The sequence below is a fragment of the Paenactinomyces guangxiensis genome (assembly GCF_016055185.1).
GTDB lineage: Bacteria > Bacillota > Bacilli > Thermoactinomycetales > Thermoactinomycetaceae > Paenactinomyces > Paenactinomyces guangxiensis.
This window is the reverse complement of record NZ_JAECVR010000006.1, coordinates 38,607-61,655: the sequence shown is the minus strand read 5'-3', so window position 1 is coordinate 61,655 and position 23,049 is coordinate 38,607. Positions and strand designations below refer to the sequence as shown.

Sequence of the window (23,049 nt, the reverse complement as noted above, 5' to 3'; positions counted from 1 at the left end):
TTGCCGCGCTAAAATGCAAAATGAGGTGAAAAAGATGCACACATATGTGGTAGAAACCAATCAATTATCACGTCGCTTTGGCAAAAAGATTTCCGTTCAGCAAATGGATCTGAAAGTGCCCCAGGGGGAGATTTACGGCTTTCTGGGCCCGAATGGAGCCGGAAAAACAACGACGATTCGTATGTTGCTGGGGCTGATTAAGCCGACAGAAGGTTCGATCCGTCTGTTTGGCAAGGAATTGAACCGGCATCGGATGTCGATCTTGAAGCGGGTCGGCTCACTGGTGGAATCTCCTTCATATTATGGCCACTTAACCGGTTACGAAAATTTAAATGTGATTGCCAGGCTGTTGGGATTACCCTCACCACGCATTTCCGAAGTGTTAAAAATAGTGCGGCTGCAAAAGGATGCCCATCGCAAAGTGAAAGGATACTCGCTGGGAATGAAACAACGGCTGGGTATTGCTGCCGCTTTAATTGCACAACCGGAACTGCTGATCCTGGATGAGCCTACCAACGGACTGGACCCTGCAGGAATCCAGGAAATACGGGAAATGATTATAGAATTGCCCAAACAAACCGGTGTAACTGTTCTGGTCTCCAGCCATCTGTTAAGTGAGATTGACCAGATGGCTACCTATGTGGGGATTATCTCCGACGGAAGGCTGATCTTTCAGGATACCATCGAATCTTTGCGAAACCACAGCCAGGTCAGATTGGAACTGGAAGTAAACCGACCGGCTGATGCCTGCCGCCTGTTGCAAAAGCAGGGCTGGAACTGCTATCTGGAGCAAAAATCATTATGTTTGGAAACAACGGACCGGGAGCAGACAGCCGCTATTGTAGAGTCACTTGTGCTCAGCAAATTTTCCGTCTACCGTGTGGCTGAGAATAAAAAATCGCTGGAAGATATCTTTATTGGGCTGACCGGAAAGGAGCGGAGTTTATGATGCTCCGAATTCTGACAGCCGACTGGATTAAAATCAGGCGGACCTGGGTAATCTGGCTGACTTTGCTGGGGCCTGTCTGCACTGTCCTGGTCCAGGTGCTGAATTATGGAGTCCGCATGGATTACCTGCTTCCTCAGGGATGGAATGGCCTTATGTTCTGGGTCCAGGCTCTTCTCTTCTTCACACTGATGTTGGGATCGGCGATTTTAGCCGCGATGTCTTCAGCACATGAACATGATGCCCGTGCCTGGAAACAAACATTTGCCTTGCCGGTCTCCCGCTTTCAATTTTTTGCCGGCAAATTTATCTGGCTGGTCATCTGCCTCGCTGTGGCAGTCACGCTTACAATTGCCGGAGTCGGATTGTTTGGCATGATCATCGGCTTGCCTGACCCGGTTCCCTGGAAGCAGCTAACCCAATTGATCCTCTATCCTTATCTGGCGCTTTTTCCCTTCTTAGCTTTGCAATTGTGGTTATCGATGATCATAAAAAATCAGGCTCTGCCTGTAGCGATCGGAATAGCCGGAACTGTGTTTGCCCCGTTTAGCAGCAGCCAGGCTCATCAGCATCTGCACTGGCTCATTTGGTCCTATCCGTACAATGCCAGCCCGTTATCCGAGGTTTATCAGGAACCGGAGCAGTGGGTGTGGATGGGGGCGGCTGTCGGCTTGCTCTTTTTGATCGCCGGTGCCATTCATTTTTCACGCAAAGAGGTACAATAGAAAGGAGGCGGATCATGTGTTTGCCCGAGTTTTTGCCGCAGAATGCATGAAAGCAAGATGGGGTTTGATTTTCGGGATTATCTGGATCGGCCCGGCGCTTGCTCTCTTGTCAGGCTGGGGGAGACCAAAGCTTTTTATGGAGATTAAGTCTGAATGGATCGCTGCTTACCTGTTCTCAATCAACCAGTATGCTTCTCTGTTTTTGCCGATTGTGGTCGGTGTCTTTGCGGCAATCCTTTGTCGGTATGAACATGTAGGCGGAGGATGGAAACAACTGCTGGCACTCCCTGTTTCCCGCCCGCAAGTGTTTGTTTCCAAGTATCTCATTGTGATCGGCCTGGCCGGCTTGATGCAGCTGATTCTGTTCGGCGGATTTATACTTGCCGGTATCATTCAGGGATATAAAGGTGAAATCCCCTGGGAACCGCTGGGGTTAAGTATTTTTTCCGGCTGGGTGGCACTGTTGCCGCTCGCTGCTTTACAGCTGTGTGTCTCCTTCTTGTGGAAAAATTTTGCCGCTCCGCTCGCCTTAAATGTGGTGCTGTCCATCCCTTCCATCCTGGTTGCCAACTCCGAAACATTCGGCCCCTGGTATCCCTGGGCACAGCCTTATCTGGCCATGTTGTCCATGGATCAAAGCTGGTTTTCCGTTTCGCCGGAAACCTTTTATATCGTGATCCTGGGAAGTTTTCTCTTCTTTTTCTGGGGAGGCTGGATCTCGTTTACTCAGCGGGACTGGCAATAGAAAAAAGCGTTTGGCTCTAAAAAAGCCAAACGTTTTTTAAATAAAACTTTAAAGGAAAAGAGAAAGAAAAAAAGAAATAATTAGTACATCATGTTTTGATCATCAGCGAACCCCTGTGTAATGATCAGCTAGAGGTGATCGCATGACCTACATCATTTTAATCTTCCTCACTTACTTCCTCATGGTTTTAAACGGGAGATTACTAGGCATTCCTGGCTTTTTGTATTACTCCAGCGTTCGCCCCGTTTTAAGGCTCTATTTTCACGAAAAGCTGGCGCGAGTCGAGGAAATTTACTACTGGGAAATGGCTGATACAATCGGCCGCATGGCACAACTTTCCATTATCCCTGCTTATCTGGTCGCTATTGACCTGTTGCGGTTAAAAGCGTTGTGGGTGGAACTGGCTGTCTTTTTTGTATTGAACTATCTCTGGTGGGTGATTTACGCCGCCTGGAAAGTAAAACATTTTATCCCGCAAACCCCGGCGCTTCGCCCCAGAACCTCCCGCCTGCATCGTTCATCCCTCTAGTCATGGTAAAAAAGGTATTTAGTGGTTAAGGTTGAATGATATGATGGTTTGGCAGCGCAGTCGTGACCATGTCACAGGTTTCTTCAGACCTGTAATGGAATAAAAGCATGGTCCCGTCGAAAACCTGACCCGACCGGTGAGACCCGAAACGTCTTCTGGCGTGTTTTTGTGATCAATGGTTGCGAAACATGTTAGGAGGCGTTTTTGCTATGTCAATGATGATATTGGACAAAGGCGTCATTTTTGTTACATTTGTAGATAAAGATTTCGGGAATACACCAAAAATTGAATATACCAAAGGGGAAAAGAGGAGAGCCAATGGAATCAATTCACAATATTTACTGTGTGGGCAGAAATTATCGGATGCATGCGGAGGAACTGGGAAATGACGTGCCTCAGTCCCCCATGATATTTTCTAAACCAACGCACGCTCTTGTGGAAGCAAAGGGACAGGAAATTTTGTTGCCTGCAGACCGTGGTGAAGTGCATTATGAAGCAGAATGGGTGGTTCATATTTCAAAGCCCTATCAGCCCGGAATGAAAGTAGAAGAACTGGTAGACCGTATGGCCCTTGGCATTGATTTCACTTTGCGCGACGTACAGAGTCAATTGAAAAAGAAGGGGCACCCCTGGCTCCTGGCCAAAGGGTTTCCAAACTCAGCCGTCATTACGGCATTTCGAGAATTCCCCGGTATTGACGTTTGTAAAACCATTGATTTTTCCCTGGTCAAAAACGGTGAACAGGTGCAACGGGGCAAGATCAGTGACATGCTGTTCGATTTAGAAACGATTATTTCATTCTGCTCTTCTCATTTTGGACTCGGCAAAGGGGATATTATCTTCACCGGAACGCCGGCAGGTGTTGGTGCGGTGGCAGACGGAGACCAATTGCAGCTCAGATGGGGAGACGAGGTTCTTGGCGATTGTCTGGTCAAAATGAGGTGAAAACAAAAAGGGTGCGGGAATCAGTTCCTGTACCCTTTTGTTTTATTTGTCGATAACGGGGGGGGATTTGCTTCATTTACGGGTAAATGGTATACTGGGAACCGGCTGATCAAGCCTGAATATCGTCATAAACGGAGGATATCCTGTTCATGGTCATCGGCATCTATTTCATTCGCATTCGTTAATGGAAGGTACAGAACATATGGGCTCAACCATTATTTTTTGCAAAGGATGGGTTGGGTTTATTTGTGCTGTGCCTTTTTCATTTCCGAATAAGAATGAAAGAGGTGCTTTTTTATGCCCAAAAGGAAATCCCGCAAAACAAAACATTTATGTCATAGAACGACTGGAAAACTAAAGGTTCCCTCTAATTTTCCCGGCCAGCATCTCATTTGCAACAAGCGGCTGGCGGGTCGCATGATTCAGCTCGCAAAAGCCAGTCCCCAACCCCTTGTTCTGGATATCGGGGCGGGGACCGGTGCATTAACGATTCCGCTTGCACGGGAAGGTTGGCAGGTCCTCGCGATCGAAAATGATCCGATCTGCTCTTTGAATGAAATGCAGTGGGCTGCTACGTATGACACCATGCTGCGATATGTTGAACCGTATCGTTGGCCTAAGGCGTCTAAAATGGGGTGGACCACATGAAAAAAATCGAACTGGCCAAGTGTGTCATTCGAAAACACAGTAATATTTTCATGTGTCTGCTATGTGGTGCCACAATGAATATGAACCAGTCATACAGTCTGATTTGTTTAAACCGCCACTGCTTTGACTTATCCAAATACGGATATATTCATTTGCTTCCAAACCCGGTGAAACCAGCCAAATATGATAAAAAGCTTTTTGAGTCCAGACATGTCATTTGCAGAAGCGGTTTCTTTGCCGGAATGACCCGGGAGATCGCTCATATTGTAAGGAATGAAATAATGAACGCAAAACCAAAAAGAATCCATATATTGGACGTCGGGTGCGGAGAAGGGTCCCATCTGGCCGATCTGGCAAAGAACCTGAGTTCAGCGGGGTCTGAGATATTGGGAGTTGGAACGGATATTTCCAAAGATGCCGTCCGTATTGCCTCGAGAGAATATCCCGGCTTGATTTGGTGCGTTTCGGATTTGGCCCGCAGTCCGTTCAGGGATCGGCAATTTGATGTCATCCTGAGTATCTTTTCCCCGGCGAATTATTCGGAATTTGCCCGAATGCTTGATGATGAAGGGGTATTGATCAAAGTTGTTCCGGGGAGAAACTACCTGAAGGAATTGAGAAAAATATTCTATGGGCAAACGGGTCGGCAAACCTATTCAAATGAACATGTGGTCACACATTTTAGCAAGCATTACAACCTGATATATACACAGCAACTTCAGTATGAAAAAAGGCTGGACCTGTCAGAACTGAATCACCTTATTCATATGACACCGCTATCCTGGGGGAAAACGGAAGAAACCATGCAAAAAGTCCTTCAATCAAACATTTCTTCTGCAACAATAGATGTTATTGTTCTTGTCGGTAAGAAGAGACTTCATTGAACACATTATCATGCATCTGATAAACTTTAAGGAGAGGTGAGTGAGGGGAAGCGAGCAGCTAGAACATCGTACAATCGCTAAGTGTAGATGTTCCATGAAGAAATAATGCAAAGCAGAAGGGGAAGTGAGATACCCCTCCTGCTTGATTCAAGACTTATGAAAGATTCCGTTTACTTGTCTTTCGTCTCAATCATATTGTTTAGTCGAATAAAGTTTGTGAATCTCCCGGGGTTTTTACATGATCGGAAGTTTACAGACAATTGTTGTCTAAAAAATATAATGGAAAGTCTTAATATAAGTGATCTTTGCGAAGGTTTAAGCTGTATCCATGGTGGAATTAAAATTCATGAAATGTCACCCAAAAGCTGTTTAAGCTGTAACCCTAATGGATTTGAATCTCATTGAAAATCCATAGTTTAGTTCGTTATTTTTTAAGGAAGTGAAAAACTTGTCACCCGTCCAATTCAGCCGGAAAACCCCTAAAACTTTTTTAACCCGTGCCACAGGTTTCTTGGAGGGATACTCTCACACTCTGAATCCCTACATGGGTTGCGCTTTTGCCTGTTCTTATTGTTATGTGAGAAGAATGCCCATCGCTCTGTTCCGCAAACAGCAATGGGGGACATGGGTTGACATCAAAGAGCAGGCGCATGAAATATTTGGCAAGGAACTGAAACAAGCAAAAAAGAAAGGCCCTGTCACTATCTTTATGTCTTCCAGTACCGACCCTTACCAGCCGGTTGAGTACAAGGAAAAAGTGACCAGGGCGTTAGTTGAAGTGATGACCGCAGAAAAGCCGGACTTCCTGTTTGTCCAGACAAGAAGCCCCCTTGTCACGAGGGATATTGACCTTTTCACGAAGCTGAAAGACCGAATCCGGATCAGTATCACGGTAGAGACAGACCTCGAAGAGATCAGAAAAACATTTACCCCGCAAGCGCCGCCGGTACGTGCAAGATTACATGCACTCAACAAGTTAAGGGAAGCCGGTTTGCCCGTACAAGCGGCGATCTCTCCGGTTTTGCCTTTTTCCGGGGAATTTCCGAAAAAACTGTCGGAGATTGTGGACCGTGTTTGTGTCGATGATTACTTTAAAGGGGATGGGAGTGGGGGAAAAAGAACAGAAAGGCTGGGGATTAGAGAAATCTATAAGAGTTTGAATTTACAACAATGGTATAACGAACAAACGATCAATAAAACCATTGGCGAACTGAACAAAGTATTTGATCCATCTCAAATCTGCATCAGCCGCAACGGCTTCCTTCCTGACCCCCATCAGTGAAAAGTACAGTTTTTCCGGTCATTTTCACTGATCCCCCCCATCGACAAAATGTGCAAAAAAGTGTGACTTCCCTCTTGACGGATGGAGAAAACAGAGAAATAATATTATTGAAGTTAATTTTAAAGCAACAAAAATTTCTGTACGTTTGTAATTGTGATGGTTGCATTTTTGTAAAAGAAAGTATGCAGTTGCGCCTATCCTGTTGGAGGGGTTTTTTTCTAACCATTGAATGAATGATCATTCATTCAGAAAAAACCTGACTGCCAACAGTTTGAGTCCAGGGAGGAGGAAAGCTCTTGGCACGAGTAAAGAAAGCGGCGGTACTGGGTTCCGGTGTGATGGGGGCTGCCATTGCCGGGCATCTGGCCAATGTGGGAGTTCCCACATACCTTTTGGATATTGTACCTCGCGATTTAACTGAACAAGAAAAAGCAAAAGGGTTGACCCTGAACGACAAAGTGGTGCGGAACCGTTTGGCTCAAGCAGGCAAAGACCGCCTGTTAAAAGAGAAACCGGCTCCGCTGTTTACCAGAGAGGCAGCCGGCCTGATTCAAGTGGGCAATATGGAAGACGACTTTGACAAATTGGGCGGGGTTGACTGGATTATCGAGGTAGTCGTTGAAAATCTGAAAATTAAACAGGATTTGTTTGCGCGTCTGGAAAAGGTGTGGAAGCCGGGAACCATCGTTAGTTCCAATACCTCCGGAATTTCGATTAACAAAATGGTTGAGGGGCGTTCCGAAGAGTTTAAAAAGCATTTCCTGGGAACCCATTTCTTCAACCCGCCCCGCTATATGAAACTGTTGGAGATGATCCCGAATCGCTCCACAGATCCGGCGATTTTGACTGAAATGAAAGCGTTTGCCGAAGAAGTGCTGGGCAAAGGGGTGGTCTTCTGTAAAGATACACCTAACTTTATCGCCAACCGTATCGGAACTTACGGGTTACAGATCACATTGCCGGTGATGGAAGAACTGGGTCTCGGTCCCGATGAAGTAGACGCGGTGACGGGACGTGCCATGGGACGGCCTAAGAGTGCCACCTTCCGGACACTGGATCTGGTCGGATTGGATACATTTGTCCATGTGGCGGACAATGTGCGTGAAAATGTAAGCGATCCGGCGGAAAAAGAGGCTTTTGTCGTATCACCGCTGATGAAGAAACTGGTTGATAACAAATGGCTGGGTGAAAAATCAGGCCAGGGATTCTATAAAAAAGTGAAAACAGAAAAAGGAAAAGAGATTCTTGCTCTGGACCCCAAAACGTTGGAATATCGCCCGCGCAAAAAGCTGAAAGCCCGTTCGCTTGACCAGGCAAAGCGTGCAAAAACGCTGCCGGAGCAATTGCAGGCACTGGTTTATGCCGATGATGCGGCCGGAAAGCTGGCCTGGCAAATTACCAAGAAAGTTCTCATCTACTCTGCCAACCGTTTGGAAGAGATTGCAGATGATATCGTCAGTGTGGATCAGGCCATGAAATGGGGCTTTAACTGGGAGCTTGGCCCCTTTGAAATGTGGGATGCCATCGGAGTTGAAAAATCTGTTGCCCGCATGCGTGAAGAAGGGGAGACCATTCCAAAACTGGTTGAAGACTTGCTCGCCTCGGGTCAAAAAACGTTCTACAAAACTGAACAAGGGAAACGCTATTCATTTTTCGTCGGCGGGAAATACGGAGAAGTGGCTGAGCACGAAAAAGAAATCTCCCTCGGCCGCCTGAAAGAGCAAGGCAAGCTGATCAAAGGAAACAAAGGTGCCAGTTTGATCGATATCGGCGATGATATCGCCTGTCTGGAGTTCCACTCCCCCAAACAGGCCATCGGTGCAGATATTATCAGCATGATCAACACCGCAGTCAAAGAAGTGGATGCCAATTACCGCGGGCTGGTGATCGGAAACCAGGCTCCCAATTTCTGCGTCGGAGCGAATCTGATGCTGATGTTGATGGAAGCCCAGGATCACAACTGGCCGGAACTGGATTTAATGGTGCGGCAGTTCCAAAAAGCGATGGGTTCACTCCGCTATTTGAACCGTCCGGTTGTTGCTGCCCCGTTTGGCATGGCTTTAGGCGGCGGCGTGGAAGTTTGTTTGCCGGCGGACCGCATCCAGGCTTCAGCTGAATTGTATATGGGTCTGGTAGAAGTAGGAGTCGGCCTCATCCCCGGCGGCGGCGGAAATAAAGAAATGCTGCTCCGCTGGACGGAAGGGATTGACCCCGCTGACCGGGTCGCACTGCAACCCCTTGTCAACCATGTGTTTATGACGATTGGGCAGGCCAAAGTTTCCACCAGCGCTCAGGAGGCGCGAAAGTATAAATTCTTGCGTTCCTGCGACGGAATCACAGCTAATCAGGATCATCTTATCTACGATGCCAAACAAGTGGCCCTCGGCCTGGCCAAAGCCGGATACCAGGCACCTCAGCCCCGGCAAATTCCGGTTGTGGGTGAAACCGGTTATAACGTGCTTAAATTGGGAGCATACGGCATGTTGAAGTCAGGCTATATTTCTGAGCACGATTACAAGATCGCATGCAAACTGGCCTATGTCCTTAGTGGCGGAGAAGTGCCGGAGGGAACGCCGGTGAGCGAACAGTACCTGTTGGATCTTGAACGGGAAGCTTTCCTCAGTCTGGCCGGTGAACCGAAAACACAGGCGAGGATGCAATACATGCTGGCAAAAGGAAAGCCGCTTCGTAACTGAGAAGACAAAGGAGGAAAAGGGATGCGTGAAGCTGTCATCGTTGCAGGTGCCCGTACGGCGGTCGGAAAAGCAAACAAAGGCACCTTGAAAAATACCCGCCCCGATGATCTGGGAGCCGCCGTGGTTGCAGATTTGATGAAACGTGTGCAACAGGTTGATCCCAAAGAAGTGGAAGATGTGATCATCGGTTGTGCATTCCCTGAGGGAGAACAGGGAATGAACATGGCACGGATCATCGCTTTAAGAGCAGGGCTGCCCACCGATGTTCCCGGAATGACCGTCAACCGGTTTTGTTCCTCCGGATTGCAAACGATCGGCATTGCAGCGGAAAAGATCATGTGCGGATTTGCCGATGTGATGATTGCCGGTGGTGTGGAGAGCATGAGCATGGTACCGATGGGAGGTTACAAACCGGCTCCCAACCCTTATTTGATGGACCATCTGCCGGAAACGTACATGTCGATGGGGCATACGGCGGAAGAAGTAGCGAAGCGTTACAATGTCACCCGGGAAGATCAGGACCGCTTTGCTGTGGAAAGCCATCGCAAAGCATATGAGGCAATTCAATCCGGCAAGTTTAAAGATGAAATTGTCCCCATTACCGTGAAAAACCGCTATTTTGACGAAAAAGGCAAGTTGCAGGTCAAAGAAGTGATTTTTGATACTGACGAAGGAGTGCGTCCCGGAACCAACATGGAAGTTCTCAGCAAGTTGCGTCCGGCTTTCCATGTCAATGGTACGGTTACTGCCGGAAACTCTTCGCAAACCAGTGACGGAGCAGCTGCCGTGATGTTGATGTCCCGCGAGAAAGCGGAAGAACTGGGGGTAAAACCTCTCGCGATTTTCCGCGGCTTTACCCTGGGCGGTGTTGACCCTGATGTGATGGGCATCGGTCCCGTAGCTGCCGTACCCAAACTGTTAAAACGCACCGGCATCCGCCTGGATGAGATTGATCTGGTGGAATTGAACGAAGCCTTTGCCTCTCAATCTGTTGCGGTGATTCGTGAACTCGGGCTTAACCCGGACATCGTAAATGTAAACGGCGGAGCGATTGCCCTGGGACATCCGCTGGGATGCTCTGGTGCCAAATTAACAGTTACAATGCTGCACGAACTGGCCCGCCGCGAAAAACGGTACGGATTGATCACCATGTGTATCGGCGGTGGTATGGGAGCAGCCGGTATCATTGAGCGCGTTTCTTAAATACTCTCCCCTGTTTAAGGGGAGTCCGGCCCGGCGATCCGGGATAAAAAATGGTGAGGAGGAATGAAAGTGGCGACTGAAATGAAAAAAGTGAAAGGCGGCGCTTTTTTAATCGAACCGACAGATGCCGCAAACGTATTTACCCCTGAAGATCTCAGTGAAGAACATAAAATGATCGCCAGAACGACAGAGGACTTTATCAAAGAAAAAGTGTGGCCGGTTTTGGACGAAATTGAGCAACATAAATTTGAGCATACGGTTAAGCTGTTGCAAGAGGCAGGCGAGCTGGGACTGCTCGGCGCTGATGTCCCGGAAAAATATGAGGGCCTTGGCCTGGATAAAATCAGTTCCAGCATGATCACGGAAAAAATGGCCCTTGCCCGTTCCTTTGCCCTTTCTTACGGGGCCCATGTCGGGATCGGCACCCTTCCGATCGTATTCTTCGGCAATGAGGAACAAAAGAAAAAATATTTGCCTGATCTGGCGGCTGGCAGAAAATTTGCCGCTTATGCCCTGACCGAGCCCGGCTCCGGCTCTGACGCCCTTGGCGCAAAAACAACGGCTGTTTTGAGCGATGACGGCAAGCACTATATTCTGAACGGGGAAAAGCAATGGATTACCAACTCCGCGTTTGCCGATTTATTTGTTGTATACGCCAAAGTGGATGGCGACAAATTTTCCGCCTTTATCGTAGAACGCAATTTCCCCGGCGTTTCCACCGGGCCGGAAGAAAAGAAAATGGGGATCAAAGGCTCGTCCACCCGTACCCTGATCCTGCAAGATGCCAAAGTGCCCGTTGAAAACCTGCTGGGAGAAGTGGGGAAAGGACATTTAATTGCTTTTAACATCTTGAATATCGGCCGTTATAAACTGGCGGTGGGAACAGTGGGATCGGCAAAACGAGCCATTGAAATTTCCGCGAAATACGCGAAAGAGCGCAAGCAGTTTAACATCCCGATTGCCAAGTTTGGCCTTATCCGTGAGAAATTAGCCAATATGGCGATGAAAACATATGCTGCGGAAAGCATGTCCTACCGCATCGGCGGCATGTTTGAAGCAGGATTGGAAGGAGTGGAAGATGCCGAAGGTTCCGTAGCGGCGAAAGCGATTGGCGAACTGGCCATTGAATGCTCCATCGCCAAAGTGTTTGGCTCTGAAGTGCTGGACTACGTGGTGGATGAAGGGGTACAAATCCATGGCGGCTACGGCTTCATGAATGAATATGAAATTGAGAATATGTACCGTGACTCCCGGATCAACCGGATCTTTGAAGGAACCAATGAGATCAACCGGCTGCTGATCCCGGCAACCCTGATGCGAAAAGCGCTGAAAGGGGAGCTGCCGCTCATGCAGGCCGCGCAGGACCTGCAAGAAGAACTGCTTACCATGATGCCTTATCTTCCCGAAGAAGATGCACCCGTTCTTGAAGAAGCGGAGAACCTGGTCGAAAATGCAAAGAAAATCTTCCTGATGGTGGCAGGGCTCGCTGTACAAAAATATGAAGAAAAGCTCAACAAAGAGCAGGAAATCCTGCGTGACCTGTCTGATATCGCCATCGAAACATTTGCCATGGAAAGCACTCTGTTGCGCACCAAAAAAGCGATTGCCAAAAACGGTGAAGACAAGGAACAGGGCAAAATTGATCTCACCCGGGCGTTTATCTACGAATCTTTCCAAAGAGTGGACAGCTTTGCACGCCATACCCTGGCAGCACTGGAAGAAGGAGATGTTCTCCGCACACAGTTATCTGTTCTTAAAAAGCTGACCCGCACACAACCGCTCAACGAAGTAGAGCTGAAACGAAACATCGCAGCCCGCATTTTGGATGCTGAGAAGTATACGGTATAACACCGGAACCGGAGGAAAAGTCCCGTTGCATGCGGGGCTTTTTTCCATTTTATAGCTTCAGAAATGGTGTTCTAAACAGACTTTTCTCAGTTCCGCTATTTGATCGCTATATAAAAAAGGATCTTGCGGACTGTTTATATAATAATAATTTATATGATTATAATTAATCAAAAGTTTTGATCAATTATTTATGTGGAATAAATAGTTGATTCATTTATTTTTAAATAAGGGTTCATGCTCTTTTAACGGTTGAGTATTAGTCTTGAATCTAAGGGGGTCGATAAAGTGGCAACTGTTGAACTAAAAAATGTAGAGAAAGTATTTGATAAAGAAAAAGCGGTCTCCGATGTTTCGCTGACAATTCCGGACGGTTCATTTACTGTGATTGTCGGCCCGTCCGGTTGCGGGAAATCTACTACTTTGCGGATGCTGGCGGGTCTGGAAAAGCCGACTGGCGGCGAGATCCGGATCGACGGCAAGCGGGTGGATCATCTGGCGCCGGGAAAGCGGAATATTGCAATGGTGTTTCAAAATTATGCTCTGTACCCCAATATGACCGTGTATGATAATATCTCTTTTTATTTAAAGATGAAAAAATGGAAGAAAAAAGAAATTCAGGCCAAAGTGGCGGAAGTGGCCGGGATTGTCGGCCTGGAGCACTTACTGGATCGGAAACCGGGCTCTTTATCCGGGGGGCAACGGCAGAGGGTGGCCCTGGCGCGTGCCATCGTTCGCAAACCGGCTGTGTTTTTGATGGATGAACCGCTGTCCAATCTCGATGCCAAATTGCGTACCCAGATGCGTGCCGAATTGATCCGTCTGCATAAGCAATTAAAGGCTACATTTATCTATGTCACCCATGATCAGACGGAAGCGATGACGATGGGGGATCAGATCGTGGTCATGAATGAAGGAGTAGTGCAGCAAATCGCTTCCCCCCTGCAATTGTACAACCAGCCGGTGAACCGTTTTGTAGCTCAGTTTATCGGCACTCCGTCGATGAATATATTGACAGGGGAGTGGGCGAAAACAGCTGCAAATTCGGTTGCCTTTCGCAATCAGGAGAACGGGCTGCGACTGTCGAAAAAGCCTGATGACTGGAGTTGGTCTTTCAATCAGCAGCTGGATCTGGGGTTTCGCCCGGAAGCTCTTCAATTGGGAGACGTGAAACCGGATGAAGTTTCCTTATTGCTGGAAGGGACAGTTGCCCATGTGGAGATTTTGGGATCTGAGACCGTCGTCTATCTAAACGTCGGAGAACAACAGGTTGTTGGCAAACTGGTTGGACAGGTGATTCTGGCATCCGGTCAGAGCATCACCTGCCATGTTCCCTTCAGCAAATGTATGTTCTTTGAGACACAGTCAGGAGAAAGATTGTACTCTGAAAGCATTTCCGTGAAGGGAGCGATCTCTTGATGGAGGCGGCGAGAAAATCTGAAACCGGTACCACTGTCTATATAGAGACGGAGAAAGAAAGCCTTTTAAGCAAATGGCAAAGCTATTTATACGTAGCTCCTGCCATCCTCACATTTTTAATCTTTTTCTTGTTTCCCATCGGCTATCTTTTTTATCTCAGCTTTACCTCCTGGAATTTAATCAGCCCTGACAAAGAGTTTGTCGGCCTGGACAATTACCGGGAGCTGTTCTCATCCAAAGAGTTTCATGAAGTACTCATCAATACGTTGATCTATACATTTGCCACGGTTGCTCTATCACTGGTGATTTCGCTTGCATTTGCTTTGCTTTTAAACCGAAAAGGTATGTTGCCCGCATTTATTCAGGGAGCCATCTTCAGTCCGCACGTGATCTCCCTTGTTTCCATCTCCCTGCTCTGGCTGTGGATGATGGACCCCCAGTACGGTTTGTTGAACGCCGCCCTTGAACTTATCGGTTTGCCTAAACTTCAATGGCTTGCTTCTACGGATACCGCTCTGTTGTCCCTGATTGTTGTCGGCGTATGGAAAGTTGTCGGATATAATACGTTAATCTTTATCGCCGGATTGCAGAGCATCCCGCAAGAAGTATACGAAGCGGCTGCATTGGATGATGCCGGCCCGTGGTCTGTATTGACCAGGATCACCATTCCCCTGTTATCTCCCACTATTTTTTTCCTGCTGGTCATTTCCACCATCTCCTCGTTCCAGGTGTTTGATACGGTCAGCATCATGACCCAGGGAGGACCGGCCAACAGCACCAATATGCTGGTTTTTTATATTTACCAGTACGGGTTTGATTTCTTTAAAATCGGTTACGCTTCTGCTGCGGCCATCATTCTGCTCGTATTCGTCGGTTTACTGACCATCTTTCATTTTCGGCTGCTGGCACGGCGTGTGCATTACCGCTGAGCGAACGGAGGGGAGAAGAAGTGAAAATCCTGCTTTCTATCATTCGTTATCTGTTTTTGCTATTCATCGGTTTTTTGTTTGTGTTCCCCTTTTTATGGATGCTCTCCACCGCGTTTAAGAGTGATCAGGAGGTGTTGCAGTTTCCGCCTGTATGGATTCCCGCGAATCTCATGTGGGAAAACTTGATCCAGGCCTGGGAGTCGGGGCCTTTTCTTCAGTATACGTTTAACAGCTTTTTTGTCGCCGTGGCCATTCTTGTGTTGCAGTTTTTAACAGGTGTTCCCGCCGCTTACGCCTTTGCGCGTCAGAAATTTAAAGGGAGAAACTTTCTGTTTTCATTAACGCTGGTGGCCTTGATGATTCCGCCCCAAATAACGTTTTTGCCCGTGTTTCTGGAGTTAAATCAGGTCAATCTGGTAAACACCTATGCTGCACTCATCATTCCCTATGCGGCGAGCGCGTTTGGCATTTTTATGTTGCGCCAGTCATTTATGCAAGTTCCGGAGGAGATTATTGAAGCGGCCCGGCTGGATGAAGCAAGCGAATGGCAAATCATGTGGCGGATTATGGTTCCCCATGCCAAACCGATCCTGATTACCTTTGGCCTGTTCAGCTTTATCTACCACTGGAATGATTATTTCTGGCCGCTGGTCATGACCAACGAAGACGCCATCCGCACACTCCCAATCGGGATTGCGATGCTGAAACAATCGGAAGGAGGGGTTGCCTGGAATATCCTGATGGCTGGCAATCTGTTTGTTGTGGTTCCCGTTTTGCTCATTTTCCTGTTTGCGCAGCGCCATATCATTCGGGCGTTTATCTATCAAGGGGTGAAATAATCGGGTAGGAGGGTTTCTTATGAAAAGGAAATTACACATTGTCTTTATTGCTGTTATGGTTACGGTTATGAGTGTGCTCGCCGGTTGCAACACGGAAGCCGGCAAGGGTAACGGCCCGACTGAAATTGAATTTTGGTATTCACTCGGCGGGGAACTGGGGAAAGTGTTGCAAGAGCAAGTGAAACAGTTTAATGAATCGCAAAATGAGGTAAAGGTAAAAGCTGTTTTTCAGGGCGATTATTATGAAAACCACCAGAAGCTGCTCACCTCGATTGCCGCCAAAAACGCCCCTGATGTTTCCATGATCGAGGTAGCCTCCGTTGCCTCTTTTGCCGACAACGGGGTACTGGAAAATTTAAAACCTTATGCAGAAGGCAAAAACGGGACGGATGAACAGGACTTTGTCAAAGGATTAATGGGAAACTCCTATTACAAGGGTCAATGGGTGGCCGTTCCCTATAACCGGAGTACCCCTCTCCTCTATGTAAACAAAGACATGTTGAAAAAAGCCGGCTTAAACCCGGAAGGGCCCAAGACATGGGAGGAACTGCGCCAGTATGCACAAAAATTAACCCAGAAAAACGGGAACCAGGTGACAAGGTGGGGGTTTGAGACACCGATTGATATCTGGTTTTATGAAGGGCTGGTCTTCCAAAACGGGGGGCGCATTTTAAGTGAAGACGGCAAGCAGCCCATGTTTAACCAGCCGGATGCAGTTGAGCCGGTCAAGTTCTGGAATGAACTGATCTACCAAGATAAAACGATGAAAATGCCTCCGGGCGAAAAGTATAACGCCTGGGATGTGGCGAAATCTGATTTTATCAACCAAAAAGTAGCCATGATTTTCACTTCCACTGGTGACCTGAGATATCTGTCAGATCAGGCCAAATTTGAAGTCGGAACCGCGTTTATGCCCAAACAGAAAACCTACGGTGCACCCACCGGCGGAGCCAATCTCGTGATGCTGGCCACTTCCCCGAAAGAAGAGAAAGAAGCGGCCTGGAAATTTATCAAATGGATGACAGAGACAGAGCAAACCATCCAATTCAGCCAAAAAACAGGTTATATGCCGGTTCGCCAATCAGCCATCGACAGTGAGGAAATGAAAGCTTACTACAAGGAAAATCCCAACTTTAAAGTAGCCGTCGACCAATTGCAATACGCCCAGCCGCGTCCGGTCTCCCCGGCTTACAAAGAGTTGCAGGAAACGATTATGAAAGAAATCCAGCGGTCCATCGTCAATAACCAGGACCCGCAAAAAGCGCTGAACGACGCTGCCGGCAAAGCAAAAAATGTTTTGAACAAATAAGCGCATCACCCTCGCCCGGAGCGGGGGTTATTTTCATTTACCACATCCTCTCGTAATGGCATACAGTTTATGATCCTCCCACACCCCATGAATCCGTAAATGATACCTGGACAGGCCGATATACTGAAATCCCGCTTTTTCCAACACACGAATCGAGCCGGTATTGCCGGGCATCACAGCCGCTTCGATCCGGTGCAGGCCCGCTTCCTGAAAAGCAAACTGAACAGCCAGCCGAACCGCTTCTGACATCAACCCCCGCCCATTCTGTTCCTGATCCATAAAATATCCGATGGTGCAATTTTGCCATGCTCTGCGAACCGCATTGCTCAGATGAACCCGTCCGATCAATTGGTCCGTCTCCGCTAAAAAGATGCCAAACGCATAGCCCTCTCCGTTTTCCCATTGATGCACGCCCCGCTCAATCACTTCCCGCTGAGCCTGCAAAGTAAAGTGGGAATCAGGTACGACAGGTTCATACGGCCGTAAAAAATCTCTATTCCTGATCCGTAACTCAAGCAATGATTCTACATCTATTCTACATCTATTCTACATCTTTCAATTCAAGTCTGCGGATATAGATTCTATTTGTTGCAAGCATCTTGTAGCAGCTCCTTTTTTTCGCCCGGAATCCCGTAAAACAATTAAAGCCACTTTTCCATGAATATTAATTCATCTTTTTTAAACCCCATCTTTTCATAAAAGCCTTGAACGCTACTATTATGCATTTCAATCAAAAGATTTACCTTCTCACATCCGAGTTTCCTAAACCGTTTTTCAAGTTCCTGTATGATTTCCTGACCTATACAGCGGCCTTGATATTCTGGATCAACAGCCAAATGATTGATCCATCCGCGTCTGCCATCGTAACATCCCATGACCACGCCTATAATTCGCCCTTCTTCCTCTGCAACGAAAAATAGTTCAGGGTCCCGATCTAATTTTTTCTCCAATCCTTGAATAGTATCGGAACGCGATAAGATGATACCGGCTCTCTTCCATAAATCAATGACTGAATCATAGTCACTCTGTTTAAAGTTACGAAAGATCATTAACCGTCCCCCCGGTTGTATATGATTATGAATAAATATACTATTATAAGAATAAAAATGCAATTGATTTAAGGAGTGGTTGCTTAAACATTTCTAACACCATGATGAAGCTATAACAGAGCTCACAAAAAGAAAATACTCAACGGCCAACGAAACGTTTTGAGATGCTGAGTTTTTGAGATAATAGACACTAAAAATAATTCTCTATTCGAAATATATTATAAAAGGGTGTTAAGGAGTAAATGTATCGATTTATGCCATTGATCTTGTCAATAGTATCAACCATGATAACTATTTACTAATCCCTTATCATCCTGGTAATAAATAGTTGAAAGGGTGAGGGGTTTGAGAAAATTTCTCCCATTGGCAATGATTTTGACGCTTGTATTTACCATGTTGCTGTTTGGAACTCCTGCAGGGGCAGCTGAAAAAGAGACTACCCTTTATAACCTCACAAGTGTATGCCGGCCGGATGACAAAACTGTTCAACTTCGTATTACCAATGATAGTGATCAAGATGAAAACTATACCTTATCCTGGAAAGGGGGCAGTGAGAAGTTTGAAGGGATTGTAAAAGCACATGGTAAAGCGGTTCAGAACGTGCCATGGACATCTGCAAATGATACCTGGATTCTTGATATCGCTGGTCAACAAGTAACGACAGAGGTTGGGGATAAACCGAAATGTGATCCGGAAGTACCGGCGCCCGCGCTTACGGTAACAGGTGACGGTAAAGGAAACGTGTTTGCCAGTATTACGAATGCCAAAGAGGCAAAGGGGACCTGGACTTATCTGATTGAAGATTACCCTCCGATTGTTCACATGGGTGTAGAAGGACTGAAAGATGAAGCTAATTTTGAACATTATTTATCTCCGATGATCCCTTCGGGCATGTATAAGGTAACTGTTATTTTTGAAGGAGTTGCAGATGGCAAAGCAGTTAAACTAACCAGAACAATCAGCTTAAAAGTTGAGGTACAACCTCATCAGTATAAAATGGCTTATCAGTATAAGTTTGAAGATTGCAAACATAAGATTGTCGGACAGGTATTAGGAGCCAAAGAGATTAGTACATGGTGGGAAATTGAAATCCTTAAGCAAGATGGAACCCGGGCAGCCTATAAGGATCAAATGGGCAGCCGAAGTACATTGTTTTCGGCTGAGTTTGATGTACTGCCTGCAGGCACATATACAGTCAGTGTCGCATTAGTACCTGATTCAACCTATATAGACGGTAAGCCAGGATTTGCAGCAGCAACATTTCCGTTAGAAGTGACGGAAGAACAAGTAAAAGCCTGCAAATCTTCGACTCCTCAACCACCCTCTTCAGGCAACCAAAATATAGGCGGACGGTTACCCGATACCTCTACTGCCTATCCGGTTGCTGCAGCTACAGGTGTTGCGGTGCTCTTGGCAGGTGTAACACTTCTCGTTGTCCGTCGTTTCTCTTAATGTGATAGAAGTCTGAAAGAAGGGATGACCGGGAGTGATCGGTTCACCTCTTCTTTCTGCTCGGTTGGTCGCCAAAAGGTTACACCCCACAATAAAAACATCATTTTGCCAGGATAAAATTCAATTTCATACTGATGCTTTATGAGGAAAAGAGCTTAATTAGACAGATTTTCGAAATTGAGATGGCGTACATTTTTTTTGCTGTTTAAAGATTTTGATGAAATAGCTCGGATTATCAAAGCCGACATCCATGGAAATATCAATAATTCTCCGGTCTGTCTCCCTTAATAGTTTAGCGGCTCTGTTAATGCGCAGCGTATTCATATATTCCACAGGGGTCATGCGGACAACAGATTTGAAAAAACGGCTGAAATGGCCTTCGCTCATTTGAATTATTCTGGCCAGCTCCCGGATGCTGATTTTCTCGCTGTAATGTTGCTCAATATACTGAAGTACTTGTTTAATCCGGTTAATTTTAACAGAGTCATGCGGGTTTTTTGGTTTATCTTCCGACCGGGTGTTTTTTATGATTTCAGACACCAGCATGAGAAGGTGTGCTTTTATTGTGAGTTCAAAAACCGGCTCTTTCCTTTGAAATTGTTGGATAATCATTTGAATGGATTTTAAAACATTTTCCATCCATTGGATATTTTCATGAATGATTATTGGGAAGAAAGGATGGGGACCACTGATCAGATCAATATACCGAGTTTGAATGGTATCATAAGTAAAACTGTTAATAAGATTGGCATGAAAAACAATGGCATGTAAGCGAAACGGCGTTTTTTCGACAGGATATGCTGCGTGGAGCTGTCCGCTCGGAATAAAAATCGCTTCCCCGGCTTTAAGGGTAATGAGTGATGTTCCCATTTGCAAAGAGGCAGTACCCTCCTCCATATAGATCAATTCCATTTCAGGATGCCAGTGATAATGGAAGATCACCTCTCCATCTAAATGATCAACCGTATAAACTTTTAACGGAAACATGGAATCCCCGTGTAAACGGTCCTCCAGCAATCTGACATGTTCCAAGTGAAATCCACTCCAAAGAGAAAGAATATCAGGATTATGCTATAAAATGACGGAAAACTTCAAGATAATCCCCTTTAAAATCAGTATTATTATAATTAACTTTCATCCACTACTCAAATCCGGGAAGGGAGATTATCATGAAGTTTTCAGACGGACAATGGCTGACCAGGAAGGAATATAAAATCACCAGCGTGGTAGAGGTGCATGAGATCATGCAAAATGACCGTTCACTTACGATCCTTGCATCACCGCGCCACATTTTAGACCGCTCGGGCCAACTGGACACCCCGTTATTGGAATTGAATATATCTGCACCTATGCAAGATGTCATTCGTGTCCAGATTGATCATCATAAAGGCGGAAGAGAGCGGGGACCCCGTTTTGCCGTTCGTGAAAATAAGGATCATGCCGTTTCCATTGCAGAAAATCAATCGGTTGTCTCTTTAACAAGCGGCGATTTAACGGTTAAGGTTCAGAAAGAAGGAAACTGGGAGATAACTTTTGAATACCGGGGTGAAAAAATAACGTCGAGTGGTTATAAAAGTATTGCCCATATCCTTTCACAGGACGGAAAAACATATATGAGGGAACAGCTGGATCTTGAACCTGATGAATATATTTATGGTCTGGGCGAGAGATTTACACCATTTGTTAAAAATGGCCAGACGGTGGATATCTGGAACAGGGATGGGGGAACGAACACAGAGCAAGCCTATAAAAATATTCCCTTTTATCTTTCAAATAAAGGTTATGGTGTGTTTGTGAACCATCCGGAACGGGTATCGTTTGAAGTGGCATCTGAATATGTTTCAAAGGTGCAATTCAGTGTTTCCGGTGAGCACCTTGATTACTATCTGATCGGCGGCCCTTCGATGAAAAAGGTGATAGAAAACTATACTGAACTGACAGGTAAACCTGCTTTACCGCCGGCGTGGACGTTTGGTCTGTGGCTGTCTACTTCATTTACAACAAATTATGACGAAGCGACGGTGAATCAGTTTATTGATGGCATGTCCAGCCGTGATTTACCGGTTCATGTTTTTCATTTTGATTGTTTTTGGATGAAGGAATTTGAATGGTGCAACTTTAAATGGGATGAGCGGATTTTTCCCGAACCGGAACAAATGCTCCAACGGCTGAAAGCGAAAGGGCTGAAAATCTGTGTGTGGATTAATCCATATATTGCCCAGCGCTCCTGCCTGTTTGACGAAGCGAAAGAACATGGCTATTTGCTTAAGAAAGAAAATGGCGATGTATGGCAGTGGGATTTATGGCAACCGGGTATGGGTATTGTTGATTTTACAAATCCCCATGCATGTGAATGGTATGCGGATAAGCTGCGCAGCCTCATCCGGATGGGCGTGGATTGCTTTAAAACAGATTTTGGTGAGAGAATTCCCACAGATGTCGTGTATTTTGACGGTTCAGACCCGATGAAAATGCATAATTACTACACATTCCTATATAACAAAGTTGTTTTTGATGTGCTGGAAGAGGAGAAAGGAAAAGGTGAAGCCGTGTTATTTGCCCGTTCGGCGACTGTGGGCAGCCAGCAATTCCCGGTTCACTGGGGGGGAGATTGTACGGCCACTTATCCATCCATGGCTGAAAGCTTGCGTGGAGGCCTTTCGCTCGGCATGTCCGGTTTCGGATTCTGGAGCCATGATATCGGCGGGTTTGAAAGCAATTCAACCGCGGATGTTTATAAGAGATGGATTGCTTTTGGGCTTTTATCAAGCCACAGCCGTTTGCACGGAAGCAAATCTTATCGGGTGCCGTGGCTTTATGATGAGGAATCGGTTGATGTGCTTCGCTTCTTTACACGGTTGAAGTGCCGCCTTATGCCATATCTTTATAGTAAAGCAATTGAAGCTTCAGAAACCGGAGTTCCCATGATGAGATCCATGGTGTTGGAATTTAACGGGGACCCCGCATGTGCCTATTTGGATCGTCAATATATGCTTGGTGAATCCCTGCTGGTTGCACCTGTTTTTAATGAAAAAGGATTGGCCCATTACTACCTCCCTGAAGGGAAATGGACCCATCTTTTAACGGGGGAAAAGGCAGACGGTGGAGTCTGGCGGAAGGAACACCATGATTATTTAAGCCTGCCGTTATATGTCCGGCCCAATTCTGTCATTGCAATGGGCGCAGTTGATAATCAACCGGACTATAATTATGCCGATGGTGTAGAGTTCCATATATTTGAACTGGAAGAAGGAAACCGTGTGACAATCCCCGTTTATTCCGAAAAAGGCAACCGGGAATTGCTATTCACCGCTGCGAGAGAGTCAGATGTCATTTCCATAGAGGTTGCCGGCGCAAACAAACACTGGAGTGTTCAATTGCGCGGAATGGAACAAGTAGCTTCTGTCATAGGGGCTGAAGTGCAAGCTGACACTTTTGGAGTGAAATTAATTCCAAATGAGAAAGTGACAAGAATTGAAGTAAGACTGTAATCGAATGCAAAATCTTCCTGCACCTTCAAAAATCAAGACTAAATCTTAAACCCTGTCAAGTAGACAATAAAATAAGCCTATTTATCACAGCGACTGCTTCCCGGTATTCCACT

The 23,049-nt window shown here is 46.4% G+C and carries 20 protein-coding genes; 17 read left to right on the top strand and 3 right to left on the bottom strand.

Annotation, left to right across the window (positions count from 1 at the left end; translation table 11 throughout):
* The first annotated feature begins 34 nt into the window (after positions 1-34).
* The 15 genes from I8U27_RS07730 (at position 35) to I8U27_RS07660 (ending at position 16,944) form a co-directional block, all read left to right on the top strand.
* Positions 35-949, top strand: coding sequence for an ABC transporter ATP-binding protein (locus I8U27_RS07730; RefSeq protein WP_181751090.1), 915 nt, complete (start codon positions 35-37; stop codon positions 947-949).
* Positions 946-1,671 (top strand): ABC transporter permease, encoded by a 726-nt coding sequence (locus tag I8U27_RS07725; protein ID WP_181751089.1) that lies wholly within the window; start codon positions 946-948, stop codon positions 1,669-1,671. Before I8U27_RS07730 ends, I8U27_RS07725 begins: the two co-directional genes overlap by 4 nt.
* Positions 1,672-1,687: 16 nt before the next feature.
* Positions 1,688-2,416, top strand: coding sequence for an ABC transporter permease (locus I8U27_RS07720; RefSeq protein ID WP_309506105.1), 729 nt, complete (start codon positions 1,688-1,690; stop codon positions 2,414-2,416).
* A gap of 142 nt (positions 2,417-2,558) precedes the next feature.
* A complete protein-coding gene (locus I8U27_RS07715; protein WP_181751088.1) occupies positions 2,559-2,945 on the top strand; it encodes a hypothetical protein in 387 nt (128 codons plus the stop codon).
* 318 nt (positions 2,946-3,263) lie between these two features.
* Positions 3,264-3,890, top strand: a complete 627-nt coding sequence (locus I8U27_RS07710) for a fumarylacetoacetate hydrolase family protein (protein WP_181751087.1) — start codon at positions 3,264-3,266, stop codon at positions 3,888-3,890.
* 297 nt (positions 3,891-4,187) lie between these two features.
* Positions 4,188-4,538, top strand: coding sequence for an rRNA adenine N-6-methyltransferase family protein (locus tag I8U27_RS07705; RefSeq protein ID WP_181751086.1), 351 nt, complete (start codon positions 4,188-4,190; stop codon positions 4,536-4,538).
* On the top strand, positions 4,535-5,422 hold the full coding sequence (locus tag I8U27_RS07700) for a methyltransferase domain-containing protein (protein ID WP_181751085.1): 888 nt from the start codon (positions 4,535-4,537) through the stop codon (positions 5,420-5,422). Before I8U27_RS07705 ends, I8U27_RS07700 begins: the two co-directional genes overlap by 4 nt.
* A 448-nt stretch (positions 5,423-5,870) precedes the next feature.
* Positions 5,871-6,704 carry an SPL family radical SAM protein gene (locus I8U27_RS07695; protein WP_232345308.1) on the top strand — a complete coding sequence of 278 codons (834 nt, stop codon included), beginning with the start codon at positions 5,871-5,873 and terminating at the stop codon, positions 6,702-6,704.
* A 296-nt stretch (positions 6,705-7,000) separates the two neighbouring features.
* On the top strand, positions 7,001-9,400 hold the full coding sequence (locus I8U27_RS07690; RefSeq protein ID WP_258567743.1) for a 3-hydroxyacyl-CoA dehydrogenase/enoyl-CoA hydratase family protein: 2,400 nt from the start codon (positions 7,001-7,003) through the stop codon (positions 9,398-9,400).
* A gap of 21 nt (positions 9,401-9,421) precedes the next feature.
* On the top strand, positions 9,422-10,603 hold the full coding sequence (locus tag I8U27_RS07685; protein ID WP_181751084.1) for an acetyl-CoA C-acetyltransferase: 1,182 nt from the start codon (positions 9,422-9,424) through the stop codon (positions 10,601-10,603).
* Positions 10,604-10,672: 69 nt separating this feature from the next.
* Positions 10,673-12,451 carry an acyl-CoA dehydrogenase family protein gene (locus I8U27_RS07680; protein ID WP_374057909.1) on the top strand — a complete coding sequence of 593 codons (1,779 nt, stop codon included), beginning with the start codon at positions 10,673-10,675 and terminating at the stop codon, positions 12,449-12,451.
* Between the two features lie 285 nt (positions 12,452-12,736).
* Entirely contained in the window at positions 12,737-13,867 is a 1,131-nt protein-coding gene (locus I8U27_RS07675; protein ID WP_181751082.1) for an ABC transporter ATP-binding protein, read from the top strand.
* Positions 13,867-14,796 carry a carbohydrate ABC transporter permease gene (locus tag I8U27_RS07670; RefSeq protein WP_181751081.1) on the top strand — a complete coding sequence of 310 codons (930 nt, stop codon included), beginning with the start codon at positions 13,867-13,869 and terminating at the stop codon, positions 14,794-14,796. Before I8U27_RS07675 ends, I8U27_RS07670 begins: the two co-directional genes overlap by 1 nt.
* 20 nt (positions 14,797-14,816) lie before the next feature.
* Positions 14,817-15,635 carry a carbohydrate ABC transporter permease gene (locus tag I8U27_RS07665; protein WP_309506104.1) on the top strand — a complete coding sequence of 273 codons (819 nt, stop codon included), beginning with the start codon at positions 14,817-14,819 and terminating at the stop codon, positions 15,633-15,635.
* 19 nt (positions 15,636-15,654) lie between these two features.
* Positions 15,655-16,944: an ABC transporter substrate-binding protein gene (locus I8U27_RS07660; RefSeq protein ID WP_181751080.1), complete on the top strand. Its 1,290-nt coding sequence runs from the start codon at positions 15,655-15,657 to the stop codon at positions 16,942-16,944.
* A gap of 33 nt (positions 16,945-16,977) precedes the next feature.
* Here I8U27_RS07660 and I8U27_RS07655 read toward each other — a convergent pair whose 3' ends face one another.
* Positions 16,978-17,463: a GNAT family N-acetyltransferase gene (locus tag I8U27_RS07655; protein ID WP_220185888.1), complete on the bottom strand. Its 486-nt coding sequence runs from the start codon at positions 17,461-17,463 to the stop codon at positions 16,978-16,980.
* Positions 17,464-17,585: 122 nt separating this feature from the next.
* Positions 17,586-17,993, bottom strand: coding sequence for a GNAT family acetyltransferase (locus tag I8U27_RS07650; RefSeq protein WP_181751079.1), 408 nt, complete (start codon positions 17,991-17,993; stop codon positions 17,586-17,588).
* Between the two features lie 345 nt (positions 17,994-18,338).
* Between I8U27_RS07650 and I8U27_RS07645 the strand changes: the two genes are divergently transcribed.
* Complete coding sequence (locus I8U27_RS07645; RefSeq protein WP_181751078.1) at positions 18,339-19,445, top strand: hypothetical protein; 1,107 nt, start codon at positions 18,339-18,341, stop codon at positions 19,443-19,445.
* Between the two features lie 159 nt (positions 19,446-19,604).
* Here the strand turns inward: I8U27_RS07645 and I8U27_RS07640 are convergent, their stop codons facing one another.
* Entirely contained in the window at positions 19,605-20,477 is an 873-nt protein-coding gene (locus I8U27_RS07640; protein WP_181751077.1) for an AraC family transcriptional regulator, read from the bottom strand.
* A 137-nt stretch (positions 20,478-20,614) separates the two neighbouring features.
* Here I8U27_RS07640 and yicI point away from each other — a divergent pair, with 137 nt between their 5' ends.
* Entirely contained in the window at positions 20,615-22,936 is a 2,322-nt protein-coding gene (gene yicI, locus I8U27_RS07635) for an alpha-xylosidase (protein WP_181751076.1), read from the top strand.
* Positions 22,937-23,049 lie beyond the last annotated feature (113 nt).